Here is a 17,254-nt window from a genome sequence, read left to right on the forward strand (position 1 = left end):
AATTTGTTACCTTTTGAGTACCGAAAGTTTTCTATTTTTATGCATATAAATGATAGGGACAGCCTAGAGAAGCTTGAAACGGGGATTTTTGGGAGGGGAAAATATTGAGAAAATGGCATTTGGGGCTTATTATACTGATCTCATTAATCTTATTCGCATCCCTGATTTTTGGGATACTTCATTTATATGCAGGCAAGCAAGAAATACCGGAGGGTGTAACACTGGGAGGGTATCCGGTAGGAAAGCTTAAGACGACAGATGTACTGGCGCAGCTGGATCAAGCCGCCAAGGATACGCTCCTTCAAGAGGTGGTCTTCACGACTGGAGGGACGGAGGTTCGCGGTACCTGGGAAGACATTGGTGTCCAATACAGCTTTGAGGAGTTTAGAACAGCACTGACGGATCTGACCCGGGGAAACCTGTGGGAAAGAGCCAAGCGACGGTATTACTTCAAGGAATTCTGGAAGCTGCAGGCGGTCTGGGAGCCGTCTCGGCTCAAACAGGCACTTAGCTCTGAATGGGAAATCCGGCAGTTCGGGGAAGCTGTGGATGCGCGGCGTCTGATCGGAGCAGACGACCAAATTCGTTATGAGCCTGAGCGCACCGTTCAGCGGATTGACTGGGAAGCGCTTGGTGAAGCCATCATGAAGCAGGTCCCCAAGCAGCTCGAATCGGGCGGCGCTTCTTCACTTAAGCCCGTATTTATCAAGCTCCCGCTCAAGGAACAAGCTCCACCGGTTACAGTGGACAGCTTGAAACAGCAGGGGATTCAGCGAAGAATCATTCAGTTCTCTACCGGGTTTAATACAAGCAGCGAGGGCAGAATCCATAATGTAGATTCAGCTGCCCGAGCTGTAGATGGTACGCTGCTGGCTCCAGGCGACATCTTCGACTATGAGAAAGCCATTGAAAAGGCCGAGCGTGAATATGGCTTTCGGGAAGCACCTGTCATTATTTCCGGGAAGTTTGTCCCCGGCGTGGGCGGCGGCATCTGCCAGGTATCGAGCACCCTATATGGAGCGGTAATCCGCGCCGGGCTCGGCATTGTAGAAAGGCGCAACCATTCGTTGCCGGTCAAATACCTACCCAAAGGCCAGGACGCAACCTTCTCGCGGGGATATATTAATTTCCGGTTCCAGAACACAACTTCGAGCTATCTGCTAATTTCAGCCAAGACCACCCCTGGAGGTCTGATTATCAAATTGTTCGGCAACGCTCCGCAGAACATCCGCTACAGTATCCATACCAAAATCACTGACACGATTCAACCGCCAATTCAATACATCAGCAACCCGTCACTGCCTCAAGGCAGCAGCCAGACAATTCGTGCCGGCCGGGTAGGCTACATTGTTGAGACCTACCGGACAAAATATATTGACGGTGTCGCCCAAAAGCCAGAGCTGCTCACCCGGGACACTTATCCCGCTCAATCCGCCATCATCGCCGTTCGCTCTGCCCAGACGGACCTCGGCAGCACCCCGGGACCGTCCCAGACCGAGCCGCTGATTATAGAAGACGGCATCTCGATACCCTGACCAAAGCTCATAAATAAAAAGAAGGCGGCCGCCTGCATGCATCGGCAGATGCAGCAGCGACCGCCCTCTTGACGTGAATCACCCTCTTGTCCTGATTCTGCGGCCTGTGCTATAGTACTTGAAGCAAAACATCAGATGTTTGGAGGTTTGGAGAGTGAATCTGCAGCATGCAAGCAAATATTCGCTCGTTGAACAAGCGGCCGGGCAGCTTCAAGCCCTAGTTGAATCCGGTGCCTGGCCGGTCGGTATGCGAATTCCGCCAGAGCCCGAGCTGGCTGCCCAGCTCTCGGTAAGCCGCGGCACGGTGCGGGAGGCTGTCCGCGCTTTGGCCCATGCCGGGCTGCTTCGGGTCCGGCAGGGCGATGGCACCTACGTCTGTGCCGATAGTACCCTCGGCTCTGCCCTTCGCCAGCGAATTACCCGGTCGGGGGCCGCCGAGACCTTCGAGGTGCGTTACGCCCTGGAACAAGAGGCGGCCAGGCTGGCGGCTATCCGCAAGTCTGCGGCAGACCTGGAGCTGATGCGTAGCTGCCTTGACCAGTGCCGCAAAGCCATTAGGGCAGAGGATAAGGCCGCCTATATAAGGGCCGACCTTGAGTTCCACCGCGCGCTGATCGCCGCGTCACACAACAGCTTGCTTGAGGAATTGTATCGTCACATGACAGAGGCCCTTCAGCAATTTATCGACGTTTCACTGGAAGAGAAAGGCGTGAACCTTGTGCTGCAAATGGAAGCACATGAGCAGCTGTATACGGCCATCCAGAACAAAGATAAAGAAGAGGCTGCCCGTGCGGTGCGTCTATATCTTCAGACTGCCTGGGCACAAATCCCTTCCCCTCCAGACACTATATAAAGAGAAACCTTTAGGAACTAAGGAGACAAAATAATGAGAAACCACACTGACAGCAACCCCCGGAAGTCAAACCGCTCTAATGTACCCGGCTGGCTGCTGGTCCTTGGCGTAATCCTCGTAGCGACCACGCTTCGTGCGCCGATCACGTCGGTAGGCCCGCTTGCCGATACCATCGGCGCAGAATCGGGGATCAGCCACACGATGACCGGTATGCTAACTACGCTCCCGCTGCTGGCGTTCGCCTTTTTCTCCCCGCTCGCTCCGCGGTTAGCCCGCCGTCTGGGCATGGAGCTTACGATGTTCTTCGGTTTGATTCTGCTGGTCGCCGGCATCCTGCTGCGCTATCTTCCGGCTGTATGGTGCCTGTTCGCAGGAACCGCCCTGCTAGGCGTTGCAATCGCTCTGAACAATGTACTGCTGCCGGGCCTGATTAAACGGGAATTTCCACACCGGGTAGGAATGATGACTGGCATTTATTCATTCTCTATGAATGCGCTGGCCGCTGTTGCCTCAGGGATCAGCATTCCCTTGGCCAACAATCCCAGCCTGGGCTGGCGCGGCGCCCTTGTGAGCTGGGTGGCACTCGCGGTGCTTGCAGTGCTGCTCTGGCTGCCCCAGCTGCGGATCAAGCATATCCCCGCTGAGGCTGCCCTGCATGGCGCGCGCAAGCAGAGCCTATGGACTGCACCGCTGGCCTGGGTAATCACCCTGGTGATGGGCCTTCAGTCCCTGACCTTCTACGTGGGCATTGCCTGGCTGCCCGAAATTCTACAGGGGCTTGGCCTAAGCGCAGCATCCGCAGGCTGGATGCTATCCCTGATGCAGTTTGCCAGCCTGCCTTTTTCCTTCATCCTGCCGCTCATCGCCGGCCGCCTTCGCAGCCAGCGCGGGCTGGCTCTCGGCGTAGGCCTGCTGTTCATCATCTCCTATGCAGGCTTGCTCTGGGGCAGTCCGTCGCTTGTCGGACTGTGGGTAGTCCTGCTCGGCATTGCAGGAGGAGCCAGCTTCAGCCTTGTAGTCATGCTGTTCGCACTGCGCTCCCGCACGGCTCAGCAGGCTGCGGAGCTGTCCGGCATGGCTCAATCCGTCGGCTATTTGCTGGCAGCAACAGGCCCGGCACTGTTCGGACTGATTCATGATGTAACCCGCAGCTGGACACTGCCGCTGCTGGCATTGCTCGTGACCTCTGTGCTTATTCTGCTGTTTGGACTTAAGGCAGGCAAGCCGGGATACGTCACCTCTGAATAATGTAAATATACCAAAACGGGTAGCCCTCTATATAAATGGAAGCTACCCGTTTATTAATGACTGCATGATCCTACCCATCTGCCTGAATCTTCGCCTAGGGGACGAATTTTATCCAAGCTTACGCTCCTGTCCGACAGAGGCCCCTTTTGCAAGCTCAAGGGTGTGCCGGTATTCCACCAGATCAACCCGGCATCCAGGTCCCAGGGACACATGTCCGCCTCGCACCACAGCTGCCTCCGTGTTCTCCAGATAGACTTTATCCCCCTCGATCAGCTCCGACTTCAGCTCGCGCCTTCCAGATGACACCATATCCACCAGTGGCACAGAGCTTCGGCTCTTCACCGTGATGTGGCTTCCGCCAATCTCCCTAACTTTACTTATTCCATGAAGACGAATATCAATCTCTTCCCCGCTCAGCATCCCGCTGATCTGCAAGGAGCCGCGTACACGCAGATCTTCAGCGTGACAGTCTCCAAGTACCTCCAGCTCTCCGGTGATCTTCACAGACTCACCCTTAAGCAGTGGGTGCTGCCCCATCTGTTCTGCGGCATTCTCGGGAATAGGCCAAGGAACAATCATTAGATCTCCCATTACCTTGATGTCCTCTGCGTTCAGAGATCCCTTAATCTCCATATCCCCCATGAGTTTCATCAGATCACAGATAACATCTCCCTGAATGACCGCATCTCCCATCACTTTAATATTTTTATAAACGCCGCCTGAAGCGCTGCCGCTGCCGGTAATTTTCAGGGACGGCTTTTCCTCCCCTGCTCTTGCATTGACTCCCATTGGTAAACCCTCCTCTTATGAGTCTAATTAGCTCTAATTCACTAAGCTTGGCTGCTGCTGCCCACACTCGCATCCGGGTCCTGCTCATAGGTCTCTGTGTACTCCACCTGACGTATCTTACAGCCCCGCCCTATATAAATCCGCGCTCCGCGCACTTTATCCGCATGGGTATTCTCTAGATACACTTCATCGCCTTCAATCACATCCGCTTTCATTCGCGGTACCCCCCCAAGGCCGAGTTGCTTCCAGAAGCGAACATGATCGGGGTTGCTAATCCGAATGTGTTCTCCCCCAATCTCCTTCACCTCTGAGGAACCGTTCAGACGGATCTCGACAGTTCCAGCATTAAGCAGGCCTTGAATGTTGATCGTACCAGCCGAGCCGAAAAGTTCGCATTCGACATCCCCCTCTACGACAGCACTCCCATCAATAGATAGCCGCTCCCCATGCACGTTCCCTTGGAACTTTCCCTTTCCGTTCACCTTAAGCTCGCTGCATTGCACCATCCCCTGAATGGTAGCCATCCCATCAATGCGAAGGGAATCACACTCCACCGTGCCTTCTACCGTGCCCATCCCGTTGATGGACACCTGCTCTCCTGTGATTCCCCCCTGCATCTTGAGCGTTCCATTTACGTCCATGGATACACAATTCAAATCGCCGTTGACTTTGCCCATACCATCAATCTTCACTACATTGAAACTGCCCCCGGCCGAGGTCGTCATCCCGGATACAATCAGGTCCGGCCTTACTTGCCAATCTTCCATCATGATTCCTCCCAATCCCCTATTTTGAGCTTCAGTTCCTCTGTACACTGCTGCATCCCTAGCTTAAAAACAACCTTGACACCACGATCAAAAAATACTTCATCCGCCTGCGACATGAGCATCAGGACGGGCACACCCATTTTGCGGATTAGCACCAGCTCACAAGCGTTGCCTGCAAAACGGGAATAATAGTCATTCATCACTCCGACCAGCATGATCCCCTCTTCACGGGTGATGGCACCGTCATGAAGCAGCTTTTCGAGTACATACATAGCCAGAATTTGTTCCCATTCATACTTTTCTTTGGCGGAAGCAGATTGTTCGTACAAATCCAATGTAATATTTGAAACAATGTTACGTTCCTTGAGCTGATCAGCCGACAGCTGCACCTCACCCAGACTAGGAGAGAACATATCAGCCAACTCGTCTAGAGACAAGCCTTCCTTCATATTCAGGATTTTGTCGATTCTCGGCAGAATCCGGTCCCGGGGAAAAAATGTTTCCTGTCCAGTAAAAGAAGACTTTCGAATAAACCAATCCTCCGGAATCAAGTTTTTTCGCTTCCAACGATACAGCTGTCCGTACGATATCCCTGTCAGGTCCAGCAGCTCTTTCTTCGAAATGAGACCCTCGCTCATGTGTACCGACCTCCTTACGTCGTTACCAGTGTAACATAACATTGTTACGTTGGAAATAGCCATTGTATAGAATGAACTAAAAAGATGAATGTTATAGAGCTCATTGCGCCGTTATAACAGGAAGTTCAACGCAAAACTTTAGTTCATCTATCCGGTAGATGATAAAAAAAGAAAAGCAGACCAAGAATAAATCTTGGCCTGCTTGCCTATGTTCTGGTCATCTCTTCGCATTGAATTCACGGAGCAGCAGTTTTTGGCCGGACATGTCTACTTCGGGTATTTGCGCTGTGTTCACTCCTTATCTTAAGGAAGCCGTGCCATAAGTCCTTCATAGAAAGACAAATCCTAGAAATGTCTTTTAAAAGGTGGACACCAGACTATATAGTGCCCCCCACCTTTTAAGTGGCTGAAGATAAGAGCGTGGCGTGAACCAAGCATAAAATTGAATTCTCGATAAAAGGTCCCTGAGATGAGGTCATGTAGATGCCCCCCCAAATCGACCAAGCGGCAAATACTGGAGAGCTGTATATCTTGTTTCAAAAAATGTGTCCACCTTTTAAAAGACAAACCACCGTAAAAGTCCGCGCTCAGAAGACAGCTGGTGAAGATTTGATAAACCTCCTAATAGATGTGCCTGCCATTGGCATCCGGAACACCTGATTTACGGTAGAAGTACGTATTGATGACATCACGCCAGTGCTGCGCATGCTCCGCCTGCTCGGCAAAACGCTTCTCAGCCGCCTCATGCAGCTGCGCATCCACCTTCCCCTTCAGCCTCGCCCACTCTTGCCACAGCCTTTGTGCCTCTTCAGCCCCTGTAAAATGAGAATCATAAATGTGCTGAATGACGCTTTTTCCCGAATGAAGGACATGGGAATAAGGAACATGATGGAAGAACAGCAGCAGCTCATCCGGGCAAGTTTCCAGTGATTCGTACTTTTCTGCATTCTGACGATGATACTGCCCCGAATAGCCAGTCCCCGTAGCAACTGTGCGGTCGACTCCTATTCCATCCCGGTCTGCGAAATGGTACGTGCCCCAGCGGGAATATTCATATCCATCCACATCAGGTCCATAATGGGTATGGGGCGTTACCATCCAGCCGACGCCAAGCGGGGCTGTATAGCTCTCATAAATGGCCCAGGAATCCAGCAGCAGGCCGCAAATGGTGCGAACGATGTCCTCACGATTTCCAAAGGTAAGCCGGACCCACTCCTCGGCAATTTCCTCTGCGGACAGGTCCGGGTTCCAGGCCAGCCTGCCATAGCCGTATAGGTTGGCTTGAGCAAGCGGATGCCCCGTCCAGCATACATCATCGCCAATGTTGGAGACAGCGGCGATCCCGCTATGCCTCATCTGAAACAGAGAGCCGTCTACAACGCTCTTTACAGAAGAACCTGTACCTGCCGCATAGGTGTCGAATTCCAGCACTTGCTTCCATTGCGGAACTAGATAACACAAATGTCGCTGCTGGCCCGTATATTCCTGGGCAATCTGAAACTCTATCATTTGATTCGTCTGCTTCATGGCCCCGAAGAGCGGTGATACAGGCTCGCGCACCTGAAAGTCCATGGGGCCGTTTTTAATCTGCAGAATGACATTCTTCTGAAACCGCCCGTCAAGCGGCATGAAGTGGTCATAGGCTGCCCGCGCCCGGTCGGTCGTCCGGTCCCGCCAGTCCTGCATGCAGTTATAGACAAAGCAGCGCCAAATCAACAGGCCTCCATACGGCTCCAGCGCCTCGGCCAGCATGTTGGCTCCATCGGCATGGTCCCGCCCGTAAGCAAACGGGCCAGGCCGGTGCTCGGAGTCCGCCTTGACCAGAAATCCGCCAAAGTCAGGGATATGGCGGTAAACAAGCTCCGCTGTCTCCCGCCACCAGCGTCGAACGGCCTCATCAAGCGGGTCGGCTGTCGGCAGCCCGCCTACCTCGATCGGGGCGGCGAAGCCAACGCTTAAGAACAGGCGGATGCCATAATCCCGGAAGATCGCTGCTACTCTGGCGATCTCGGGAAGAGCATCCTCCGATATAAACCGCATCTCAACCGCGTGAACATTCACGTTATTCATCGAAATGGCGTTTATACCTGTAGATGCTAGCAGACGGGCATAGTCGCGCACCCGCTTCAGGTCCTGTACGATCTGGCCGTCCTGGTAGAAGATCGAGCTTCCGGAGTATCCCCGCTCCACCGTACCATCTGCGTTGTCCCATTGATTGATCATCCGCAGGCGGTTCCGCGGCCGCTCAATCAGATGAAGCGCAGTCAGTTCTCTTCCCGTGGCAGCAAGGCGAAGCAGGTGGAACACCCCGTATAGGACCCCTGTCTCGGAACCGCCAGCCAAGTGCAGCAACGGATAACCTGCCTGCGCCGAGGAGTTCAGGCTGAAATCCTCCGGTCCAAGCGGATGCTCCTTGTTGGACTCCTGTTCCAAGTTCAAGTCCTGTTCTCGCTTCTGGTCCTGCTTCTGTTCTAACTTCAGCCCTAACCGCGCTTTTGGATCTGATTCTAGCCCCGGCCTTGAATCCGAATCCTGGTCCTGCTTCAAACCACACTCCGTGGCCTGCTCCGGATCAGAGTTCCTCTTCAACCTCCCTTCTACTTCTGCATGAGAACCCGATCCATTCTGCGAATCCTCCGGGCTCGTAATCTCGATGTACAGGCAGGCTCCTTCAGGTTCCAACCCTGCCTGAATCTCAGGAAGGATGCCGAACATGGAATGAACTCCCTCCTGCAGCTCTTTCAGGGCAGGGCCCAGCCTCCCCTGATCCTCGGCCTTGACGTAGACGCGAGAGAGCAGGCTCACAGCCTGCTCTCTGACCTCCCCCTTTTCCACCGGGGCATATTGCAACCAAGCTCTATAGGAGGAATTGTTCACCATCATCCCTCCCCTCCTGCAACCCTCCAGAAGGCTGGCTTGGGCTGATGCTTTTCATCGAAGAGGAAGGGCCAATTTTTGCGGCCGCGAACCGGAAAGTCGTTCAGCCAGGTATAATCATCCGCCGCCCCCCAGAATGTCACCGAGCTAATCACCTCTTGATACTCCCTGAGCAGCCCGAAGATAGCCTCATACCGCGCGGCCTGAAGCTCAAGCAGCTCCTCGGTGGGATGGAGCAAATCCGTGCGTCTGTCGTTGAATGCAAATACAGACATATCGAGCTCGGTCAGCTGCAGCTGCAGTCCGAGTGAAGCGTATTTCTCAATGGCCGCGCGGATATCGTCCAGAGAAGGATCATACAGATTCCAATGAGCCTGGAGGCCAACACCGTGAATAGGCACGCCCTGCTCCAGCAGTGATTTCACCAGAGCGTAGATTTTATCCCGCTTATGCGGATGAGATTCGTTGTAATCGTTGTAGAATAGCAACGCCTCTGGGTCTGCTTCATGCGCAAATTCGAAAGCCTTGCTTATAAAATCCGGGCCGGCGATCTCGAGCCAGGCTGAAGGGCGCAGCAGCTGGTCACCTTCATCGGCAATCACCTCGTTGACCACGTCCCAAGCATAGATGTCCTGCTTATACCGCCCCACAACCGTATGGATGTGGGATCGCATACGCTCAAGCAGGGTACTGCGATCGACGCGATTTCCGTCTTGGTCCTCGAACATCCACGCACTGGTCTGGTTATGCCAGACCAGCGTATGGCCCCGCAGCTTCAGCCCATTCTGCCTAGCAAAGTCGGCAATCTGGTCCGCGTCCTCGAACGTATAAGTATCCTCGGCAGGATGCAGGCGTTCGAATTTCATCTCGTTCTCTGCAGTGATGCTGTTATAATGATAAGTCAGCAGCTCACGCTGGCTCTCGATCGTAACAGGGTTCACCGCTGCCCCAATTAAAAACTGATTGGAGAACAGCTCTTTTAATGAAGGTTCTGTACGGTTTCCATGGATCATGTTAATAGCTCCCTTCGCGGCTTTATAAGTGACCTTTTTAAGTGGCTTATTAATATAAACGCTTAACCTTTGACGCCGCCCAGCGTCATGCCCTGTACAAAATATTTCTGAAGGAATGGATAAACCAGAATAATCGGCACACTGGCCACAATGGTCATCGTGGCGCGGATCGAAGTCGGAGTCACTAGATTGGCAGTGTTCTCCGAGCCTGCGAACATGCTGGCATAATCATTGCCACTGTTAAGAGAGGTATTGGAGTTCTGAAGAATCTTCATCAATTCATACTGCAGGGTGCTTAAATCTACATTTGAAGAGTTATAAAGAAATACATCGAACCAGGAATTCCACTGTGAGACTGCGGTGAACAAAGAGACTGTAGCGAGTACCGGCAAGCAAAGCGGCACCACCACGCGCAGAAAAGTCGTAAACTCACCGGCCCCATCGATTCGGGCAGATTCCAGAATTCCTTCCGGAAGACCCTCAATGAAAGAACGGATAATAATGACATTGAACACGCCGATCAATCCGGGAATGATGTACACCCAGAAGCTATCCATCAGTCCAAGCTCACGCACCAGCAGGAAATTCGGAATAAGACCACCGCTGAAGTACATCGTCAAGATGAAGGCAATGGATACAAATTTACGCAGCACATATTCAGGACGACTGATCGTGTAAGCTACCATAGAGCAGCAGAATACGGTTAAGATCGTGCCGATCACGGTACGAAGTATGGAGATCAGTGTGGCGTGAAAGATTGTAGCTTCCTTAAATACATAGGCATAATTATCCCAAGTAAATTCCCGCGGCAGCAGATAAATGCCGCCCTTGATCGAATCATTCGCCGTATTCAGCGAGACAGCCAACGTGTTGAGGAACGGATACAGTGTCACTACGGTCAAACAGAGCATGAAGATGATGTTGATCGTGTCAAAAATCCGGTCCCCGGGCGATTTGAACCGGCCGTAGGCAGCCGTTGATTTAGCCATAACGATCCTCCTTCTAATCGTTGAGTGGGGAGCTTTCGCTTTAGAACAGCCGGTCCTCGCCCAGACGCTTCGCTATATGGTTGGCGCTGAACAACAGGATGAAGCTGACTACGGTCTTGAACATCCCTGCGGCAATGGAGAGCGAGAAGTTCCCCATCTGAATCCCGTATTTCAGGACAAAGATATCCAGGTTCTCGGAGTAATCCACATTCATACCGTTACCAAGCAGGTACTGCGGCTCGAAGCCGGATTCCAGCAGGTTTCCGATATTCATAATGAGCAGAATAATGATGACCGGCTTGAGTCCCGGGAGAGTGATATTGCGGATCCGCTGAAAGCGGTTCGCCCCGTCGATCTCTGCAGCCTCATACTGGGCAGGATCAATGCTTGTCATGGCCGCCAGATAAATGATCGTGTTCCAGCCTACATTTTTCCAAACCTCCGAGAGTCCGAGAATGCCCCAGAAATATTTGCCTTCACCAAGCCACAGGATCGGCTCCTTAATGATCCCGAGCCACATCAGTAGCTCATTCACAATCCCGCCATCGGTCGCAAGAGCATTAGAAATAATACTTGCCGCGACTACCCAGGATATAAAATGCGGCAGATAGCTGATAGTCTGAACGGTTCGCTTGAACATCACCTTACGCAGCTCGTTCAGTAAAATAGCCAGCGTAATGGCTGTAACAAAGCCAAGCACCAGATTGATGAAGCTCATCGCCAGCGTATTTCTCATCACCTGGAGAAAATGTTCGTCCTGAAACAGGAATTTGAAATGCTTAAGACCTACCCATTCCTGCTTCAGCAGGCTCTGCGCCGGCTTGAAATCCTGGAAGGCAATGGTCCAGCCCCACAGGGGGAGGTACTTAAAGATAAACAGCCAGATCAGAAACGGAATCGACATGAATACAAGCACTTTCTGTTTCATCAGCCTCGCCCAAAAGCCCTTGGAACTTCCGGCAGACTTTCCGGGGGCAGGCAGCTTCTGCGGTGAAATCGGTGTGATGTCCACGGTTCCTACTCCTTCCTTGCCCAAAGTCCGGTAGAGACAAGGCCGGAATCCCTGAAGCGCAGTCAGTTCTCCGGCCTATACCCTCCTCTATTTTTTGCCTTGGACGATAGCGATTTTCTTGGCCACTTCTTTCGTGATCAGGTCTTCATAGCCTTTCACATCCAGCTTGTTGAACTCCTTCACGTATTCCTGCCATAGACCCTCGAACTCTGAAGGGGCTGCAAGCACCATCTTCGGGAAATATTTGCGCTGCAGATCCCCCTTCTTCTGGGTGAAAATTTGCGCCGGGGAGCCCTGCTCGATCTGAATGCTCCAGGCAGGATACCACGGCCGATCGTCTGGGTCCGAGAACAAGCCGGAGAACGATTTGGCACCATAAGCTTCTAACAGCTTCTTATCGCCTTCAGAGTAGGACATCTGCGCAACCTCAGGCTGACGTGACGCTCCAACCGAATTCCCGTCAGGAAGGGAAGATCCGCTGCCGTAGCGAGGCCAGCTGTACTCAAAATATTTAAACCCGAATGTCTCGCGGAATGATTCTGAACTCGTCTCTGCCACCTGTTCAGCTGTTCGATAGAAGCGACCCTTGTCATCCACCATATAGGTCTCACCCTTGATACCCCAGTTAGACAAAATCTGGTTCTCATCGGTCAGCAGGTTATCGAAGAATTTAATAATTCGTACAGGGTCCTTGGCACTGACGGAGATGCCAACACCCCGATTGTTGACAAAGGATGGTGGATCAAGGTATTGATCCTTGATATTGGCATCATAGACAATCGGTAATGCCAGATATTCCAGATCATCGTTCCCGGATTTCCGAGCCGCCTCTCGCAGATTTGCCATAGACTGACCTACCTGCCACTTGTAATCAAAAAATCCAAGCACCTTGCCGGAAGCAACTTTCGCCAAGTATTGGTCATAGTTATCCACAAACGAAGATTTGTCGAACAGTCCTTCTGCATTCAGCTTGTTGAGCTCCTGAAGATAACGCTTCGTATAATCGTCATCCGCATAATCATTAGCGACATGTGTTTTCATATCAATGATCACGCCGCCGTCATTAGGGTATCCAGCCAAATGCATAGGCGCATTGGTGAAGGAAAAGAATTTATCCTGAGTGGTTAGCGCCAAATATCCGGTCAGATTCTCATCCGCATGCTTCTTCACGTAATCCCGGATCAGGTTCAGGTATTCGTCGAAGGTCTTGATCTTCGGATACCCAGCTTCCTTAAGAACGCGACGCTGAATCCAGAAGGCTCCCTGCTCAATATCCGGTGCGGAGATGTAATCTCCGACCACAGCGCTCAAAGGAAGAAAATAAATGTTGCCGTCCTCCGCTTTCATCAAATTGTAATAGGGCTCATAGACGCGCTTGATATTAGGGCCATACTTATCGATTAGATCGTTAAGCGGAATGAACGCGCCGGCGCCCAGCAGCTTGTCGATAGAGCCCCCCGGAACGATAACATCCGGGTAATTATTGCTTGCAATGAAGGTACCAACCTTGGTATTCTCATCTCCCACCAGATGCTCCATTTTGAAATTAACCCCGGTCTGGTCCTCGAAAATTTTACCGATGCGGGTCTCATTCGTATTCTTGTCCCTGCCTGTTGCCGCATTAAAATACGTAAACGTCACTTTTTCCTTGCTGTCACCCGAGGATTGATCCTTATTCTTTTCCTGACCGCTCTCCTTGCTGCCAGAGCAAGCCGACAACATCGACAGCAGCAGGACCATGGTTAGACAGCTCAGCCAAAACCGCTTTTTTCCCATGTGCTTGACCTTCCCCTTTCGGCTCTCACATTATTTGTAAGCACTTTCATTATAGAAGAAGTTTAGCCCCAATTTTACCCATCAATCTTTAGGTCATCCTTAGAAAACTTTAGTTATTCTTCCAGGGGCAGGTTCAGGCGAATCATCGTTCCTTCACTAACAGAGCTTAAGATTTGAAGCTTGAACTGGCTCTCGTAATACATCTTCAGACGGTAAATCACATTCTGGATCCCGATTCTCTCCCCCATAGCTTCATCGGTGTCCAAATACCCGAGCAGCTTGCTGACCTTCTCTGGCGTCATACCTACCCCATTATCCTCTACTGTAATTGCTAGCTCTTGGCCTGTCCGAACGATCTTAACAGCAATAAAGCCGCCCTCCTTCAAAGGCTCGATGCCATGGATACTGGCATTCTCCACAAAGGTCACGATTGACATTTTAGGGATCAAACAGCCATGAAGCGCCTTATCCACCTCGATCCGGTAATCCAGCTTATCGCCAAAGCGATATTTCTGAATTTCGAGGAAGCCGAATATGAACTCCAGCTCCTCCTTCAGCGTAATCATGTCCTTACGCCAGACAAGCGAGTTGCGGAGAATTTTCGACATCTTGTGAATGATGCGTGCCGTCTCATCCTCATCCTTCATGACGCTGCGCATCCGAATCGTCTCCAGGGCATTGAAGAGGAAATGAGGATTGATCTGGCTTTGCAGGGCGTTGAGCTGAGCATGGCGCCGCTCAAGCTCCAAGCTCTTCTTCTGAATATCCGCCATGTACACGTTATCGATCAGGCTTTTGATCTGAAGGGTCATTCGGTTGAATTCGCCGGTCAGCTGACCGATTTCATCCCTGGCCCCCGCCTCCTTAATGGTCACAAAATGCTGATTCTTTACCTTTTTCATATGCTTCAATATACGAACCAGCCTTACGTTCAAGGAGCGGGTGATCCAGACAATGATGAGCGTGGGAAGAAGAATGTTCAGCAGGGTCAGCACGATCACAAAATTGCGTGACTGGCGCACCTCTCTGAATACCTCGTCCTCGTTAATCCTCCCCACCAGGCTCCAGCCGTCCAGAAAGCTGCCCTTGCTGTATCCCGTCGTGAATTCAAGCGTATGTTCAGGCTGAGGAATGCGGCCGAAGGAGAGCGGAGAACGGCCAAGCTCAAGACCCGGTTGAGTCGTAAATTCAATCTCTCCTTGTTTGTTCAGCAGATAGACATCGGCCTGGAGGTTCAGATTGCTGAAGATCTTGCGGATGTACGGCATCCTCAGATCAATCTTGAGGAACCTTCCATTCTCATCCTTGGAATAATAGAAGTAATCCATCCTGCGGATCACACTAAATGTGTTTTCGGTCTCTCCCTGCCCGGTTCGCAGAATCATCGGTGCTGACTGCCGGCTATCCGCCACTTTGCTGTACCAAGGCTCCTGCTTGACCGCATCATCGATATAGTAGACCCCTCCAGAGTACAGCAGGGTCGGATTATCCACATAGATAGAGATCCCCGCAACAGAGTTGTAGACCGGGCTGAAAGAATTCACAATTCGGCGCAAATAGCTGTCATAGGCTGCGACATAATCGGCGGGATTCTCATATTTCTTATCCAGAATCTCATTCAGCAGATGGTCCGTATAGTAGACCGAGGAAATTTCAACCGCATCCTCCACCTCTCGCAGGAACTCATTCTTGACCTGCTCCATCGCCCGGGTGATGTCCTCCATCCGTTTATCTTTGACACTGGTGGTTGTCACATGGTAAAAAATCAGATTGGTCACCAGGATCGGTACAAATACCGCCAGGAAGTACAGCAGCAGCATCTTATCACGCAGCCGGACATCATTCAGACTCAGCTTCATTTCTTCCGCCCTGGCGGCTTCCCTCCCTGTCTTAAGCGGTTGCGGTATTCCGTCGGCGTTACGCCCTCTGTCTTCTCGAACTGGGTAACAAAATAATCCGGGTTGACAAAGCCAACCCGTCCCGCAATTTCGTAGATCCGCATGTCGCTTTGCCGCAGCAGCCTCCTGGCCTCATCCATCCGCAGAGAAAGCAAATAATCGTTAAAGTACTTCCCATACGTCTTCTTAAATAATTGGCCTAAATATACCGGATTCATATAAAACTGTGCTGCGATCGTCTTCAGGTTCATATTCTCGTGATAATGCTGATCAATATAAGCCTTGACCTTCTGAATGCACCCGCCCTGCTGTTCCTGGCGCAGCTCTGCAATGTACCGCGAGCTAGCCTCGACAAACGCAGCAAAAAGGCGTGCAAGCTCTCGAAGCGACAGGTTCAGATCCTGCCAGCCCAGCAGCGGCGCGAGCTCCGCAATCTTCTCTGGATCGCCCTGCATATTCTGAACGATGGTCACTACGTCCAGCACACACTGTCCAATCGCAGCCTTGACAGCTTCAGGCGCAATCCGGTTCTCCCGGAATTGCCGGAACAGCTCGGATACCGTATCCTGCAGCAGTTCCCTTGCCCCCTCCTCTATTTGGCAGAGTAACTGCCGCTGCAAGCCCGGGCTAAGCCCAATGAATGCAAGAGGGGCTGTCTTAGATCCAGATTGAATAACCATCCCTGTGTCATCATGAATGTACTTATACTGTAATGCCTCCGTCGCACTCTCAAAGGAGGTGCGAATCGCAGCAAGCCCCTGCACAGGGCAGCCGGCATACATAAAAACCCGTCCCGCAGCTGTGGATTCAAGCCGCTGCTTCAGGCATTGTGCCCAGCCCCGTATCTCCCCGCCATAATGTGTGAGCATAGGAGGTGTCACAATTACCCCAATCCTGCTGCGGTGTTCATGCAAATGAAATGGAATGGCTGCCCCCTCCAACATCAGGTGCATCGCTTGCTTCACCTGATCCTTAAAACGGACAGAGGCCGTCTTAGCATCTTGCTGGCCCTCTCCCCAGAGATGAACATCATTCTGCTCGATAAAAACATAAGACAATTGATCCGTGGAGACTATGCCCAGCTGCTTCTCCCAGGCCCCAATCGAATCTTCAGCTGCTTCTCCCATAATGAGGGACTCAAGCAGGGTCTGGCTCTCCGCCCCGGCTTCCTTCACCTGCTTCAGCCGCTGCCGCTCAATCTTAGCGCTGAGCCCGCGTAAGGTCTCCGTGAATTCAGCTTCATCAATCGGCTTCAGCAGGAAATCATGAACTCCATAGCGAACAGCCTGCTGTGCATATTTGAAGTCGTCATAGCCGCTGATAATGATGAATGCCGGGCTTACTCCGGAGTGCGTCACCACCTGGCGGATGAGCTCAAGACCGTCAAGCTCTGGCATCCGGATATCTGTGATGACCAGCTCTGGCTGCAAGTTCTCAATAAGATGGAGGGCATCGGCTCCGTTGTCCGCCTCTTCGCGAATCCGAAATCCACAGGCCTCCCAATCAATCAGCTTCCTTAGCCCCTTCCGGGTAAACACCTCATCATCCACCAAGATGGCATTATGCAGGTGCATGATCGTTCGCCTCCTTTAACCTCTTCCACAGATGAACAACTTCAGCCGCCTTATCCAATTTATATGTTGGACAGCGCTTTCAATAAATCAGTTTGCAGCAATAATTTTAAAAGATCTACCCCATGCAAAATTCATTCATGTGGATATATATAGAATGAACTAAAGAAATGAACGTTCAATCTATATTTGGATAATTATGGTTCCATACTACCATACAAGTATGGTAGTATGGAACAAACTGGATAACATCCTAGTATTCTGAATTCTATCCAGAAGTCCAAATTT

At 51.7% G+C, this 17,254-nt stretch carries 13 protein-coding genes; 3 read left to right on the forward strand and 10 right to left on the reverse strand.

Going from position 1 to position 17,254, the window contains the following annotated elements; all coding sequences use genetic code 11:
• The first annotated feature begins 104 nt into the window (after positions 1–104).
• The 3 genes from DCC85_RS19895 (at position 105) to DCC85_RS19905 (ending at position 3,636) form a co-directional block, all read left to right on the forward strand.
• On the forward strand, positions 105–1,535 hold the full coding sequence (locus DCC85_RS19895; protein ID WP_108467116.1) for a VanW family protein: 1,431 nt from the start codon (positions 105–107) through the stop codon (positions 1,533–1,535).
• Positions 1,536–1,689: 154 nt separating this feature from the next.
• Positions 1,690–2,388: a FadR/GntR family transcriptional regulator gene (locus tag DCC85_RS19900; RefSeq protein WP_108467117.1), complete on the forward strand. Its 699-nt coding sequence runs from the start codon at positions 1,690–1,692 to the stop codon at positions 2,386–2,388.
• A 33-nt stretch (positions 2,389–2,421) separates the two neighbouring features.
• Positions 2,422–3,636 carry a CynX/NimT family MFS transporter gene (locus DCC85_RS19905; RefSeq protein WP_108467118.1) on the forward strand — a complete coding sequence of 405 codons (1,215 nt, stop codon included), beginning with the start codon at positions 2,422–2,424 and terminating at the stop codon, positions 3,634–3,636.
• Positions 3,637–3,744: 108 nt separating this feature from the next.
• Here the strand turns inward: DCC85_RS19905 and DCC85_RS19910 are convergent, their stop codons facing one another.
• The 10 genes from DCC85_RS19910 to DCC85_RS19955 form a co-directional block, all read right to left on the reverse strand.
• A complete protein-coding gene (locus DCC85_RS19910; protein WP_108467119.1) occupies positions 3,745–4,425 on the reverse strand; it encodes a hypothetical protein in 681 nt (226 codons plus the stop codon).
• A gap of 41 nt (positions 4,426–4,466) precedes the next feature.
• The gene (locus DCC85_RS19915; RefSeq protein ID WP_234414244.1) at positions 4,467–5,192 is read right to left on the reverse strand and encodes a bactofilin family protein; all 726 of its coding nucleotides are present in this window, start codon (positions 5,190–5,192) and stop codon (positions 4,467–4,469) included.
• Positions 5,192–5,830: a YhbD family protein gene (locus tag DCC85_RS19920; protein ID WP_108467121.1), complete on the reverse strand. Its 639-nt coding sequence runs from the start codon at positions 5,828–5,830 to the stop codon at positions 5,192–5,194. The genes DCC85_RS19915 and DCC85_RS19920 overlap by 1 nt, the downstream gene beginning before the upstream one ends.
• A gap of 621 nt (positions 5,831–6,451) precedes the next feature.
• On the reverse strand, positions 6,452–8,713 hold the full coding sequence (locus DCC85_RS19925) for an alpha-glucuronidase family glycosyl hydrolase (protein ID WP_234414245.1): 2,262 nt from the start codon (positions 8,711–8,713) through the stop codon (positions 6,452–6,454).
• Positions 8,710–9,720, reverse strand: a complete 1,011-nt coding sequence (locus tag DCC85_RS19930; RefSeq protein ID WP_108467122.1) for an endo-1,4-beta-xylanase — start codon at positions 9,718–9,720, stop codon at positions 8,710–8,712. Before DCC85_RS19930 ends, DCC85_RS19925 begins: the two co-directional genes overlap by 4 nt.
• Before the next feature lie 62 nt (positions 9,721–9,782).
• Complete coding sequence (locus tag DCC85_RS19935; RefSeq protein WP_108467123.1) at positions 9,783–10,709, reverse strand: carbohydrate ABC transporter permease; 927 nt, start codon at positions 10,707–10,709, stop codon at positions 9,783–9,785.
• A 40-nt stretch (positions 10,710–10,749) separates the two neighbouring features.
• Complete coding sequence (locus DCC85_RS19940) at positions 10,750–11,637, reverse strand: ABC transporter permease (protein ID WP_108467976.1); 888 nt, start codon at positions 11,635–11,637, stop codon at positions 10,750–10,752.
• A gap of 171 nt (positions 11,638–11,808) precedes the next feature.
• Entirely contained in the window at positions 11,809–13,497 is a 1,689-nt protein-coding gene (locus tag DCC85_RS19945) for an ABC transporter substrate-binding protein (protein ID WP_108467124.1), read from the reverse strand.
• Positions 13,498–13,610: 113 nt separating this feature from the next.
• Positions 13,611–15,356 (reverse strand): sensor histidine kinase, encoded by a 1,746-nt coding sequence (locus DCC85_RS19950; RefSeq protein WP_108467125.1) that lies wholly within the window; start codon positions 15,354–15,356, stop codon positions 13,611–13,613.
• Positions 15,353–16,969, reverse strand: a complete 1,617-nt coding sequence (locus DCC85_RS19955; RefSeq protein ID WP_108467126.1) for a response regulator transcription factor — start codon at positions 16,967–16,969, stop codon at positions 15,353–15,355. Before DCC85_RS19955 ends, DCC85_RS19950 begins: the two co-directional genes overlap by 4 nt.
• Between the last annotated feature and the right edge of the window lie 285 nt (positions 16,970–17,254).

It is taken from the genome of Paenibacillus sp. CAA11 (assembly GCF_003060825.1).
GTDB lineage: Bacteria > Bacillota > Bacilli > Paenibacillales > Paenibacillaceae > Fontibacillus.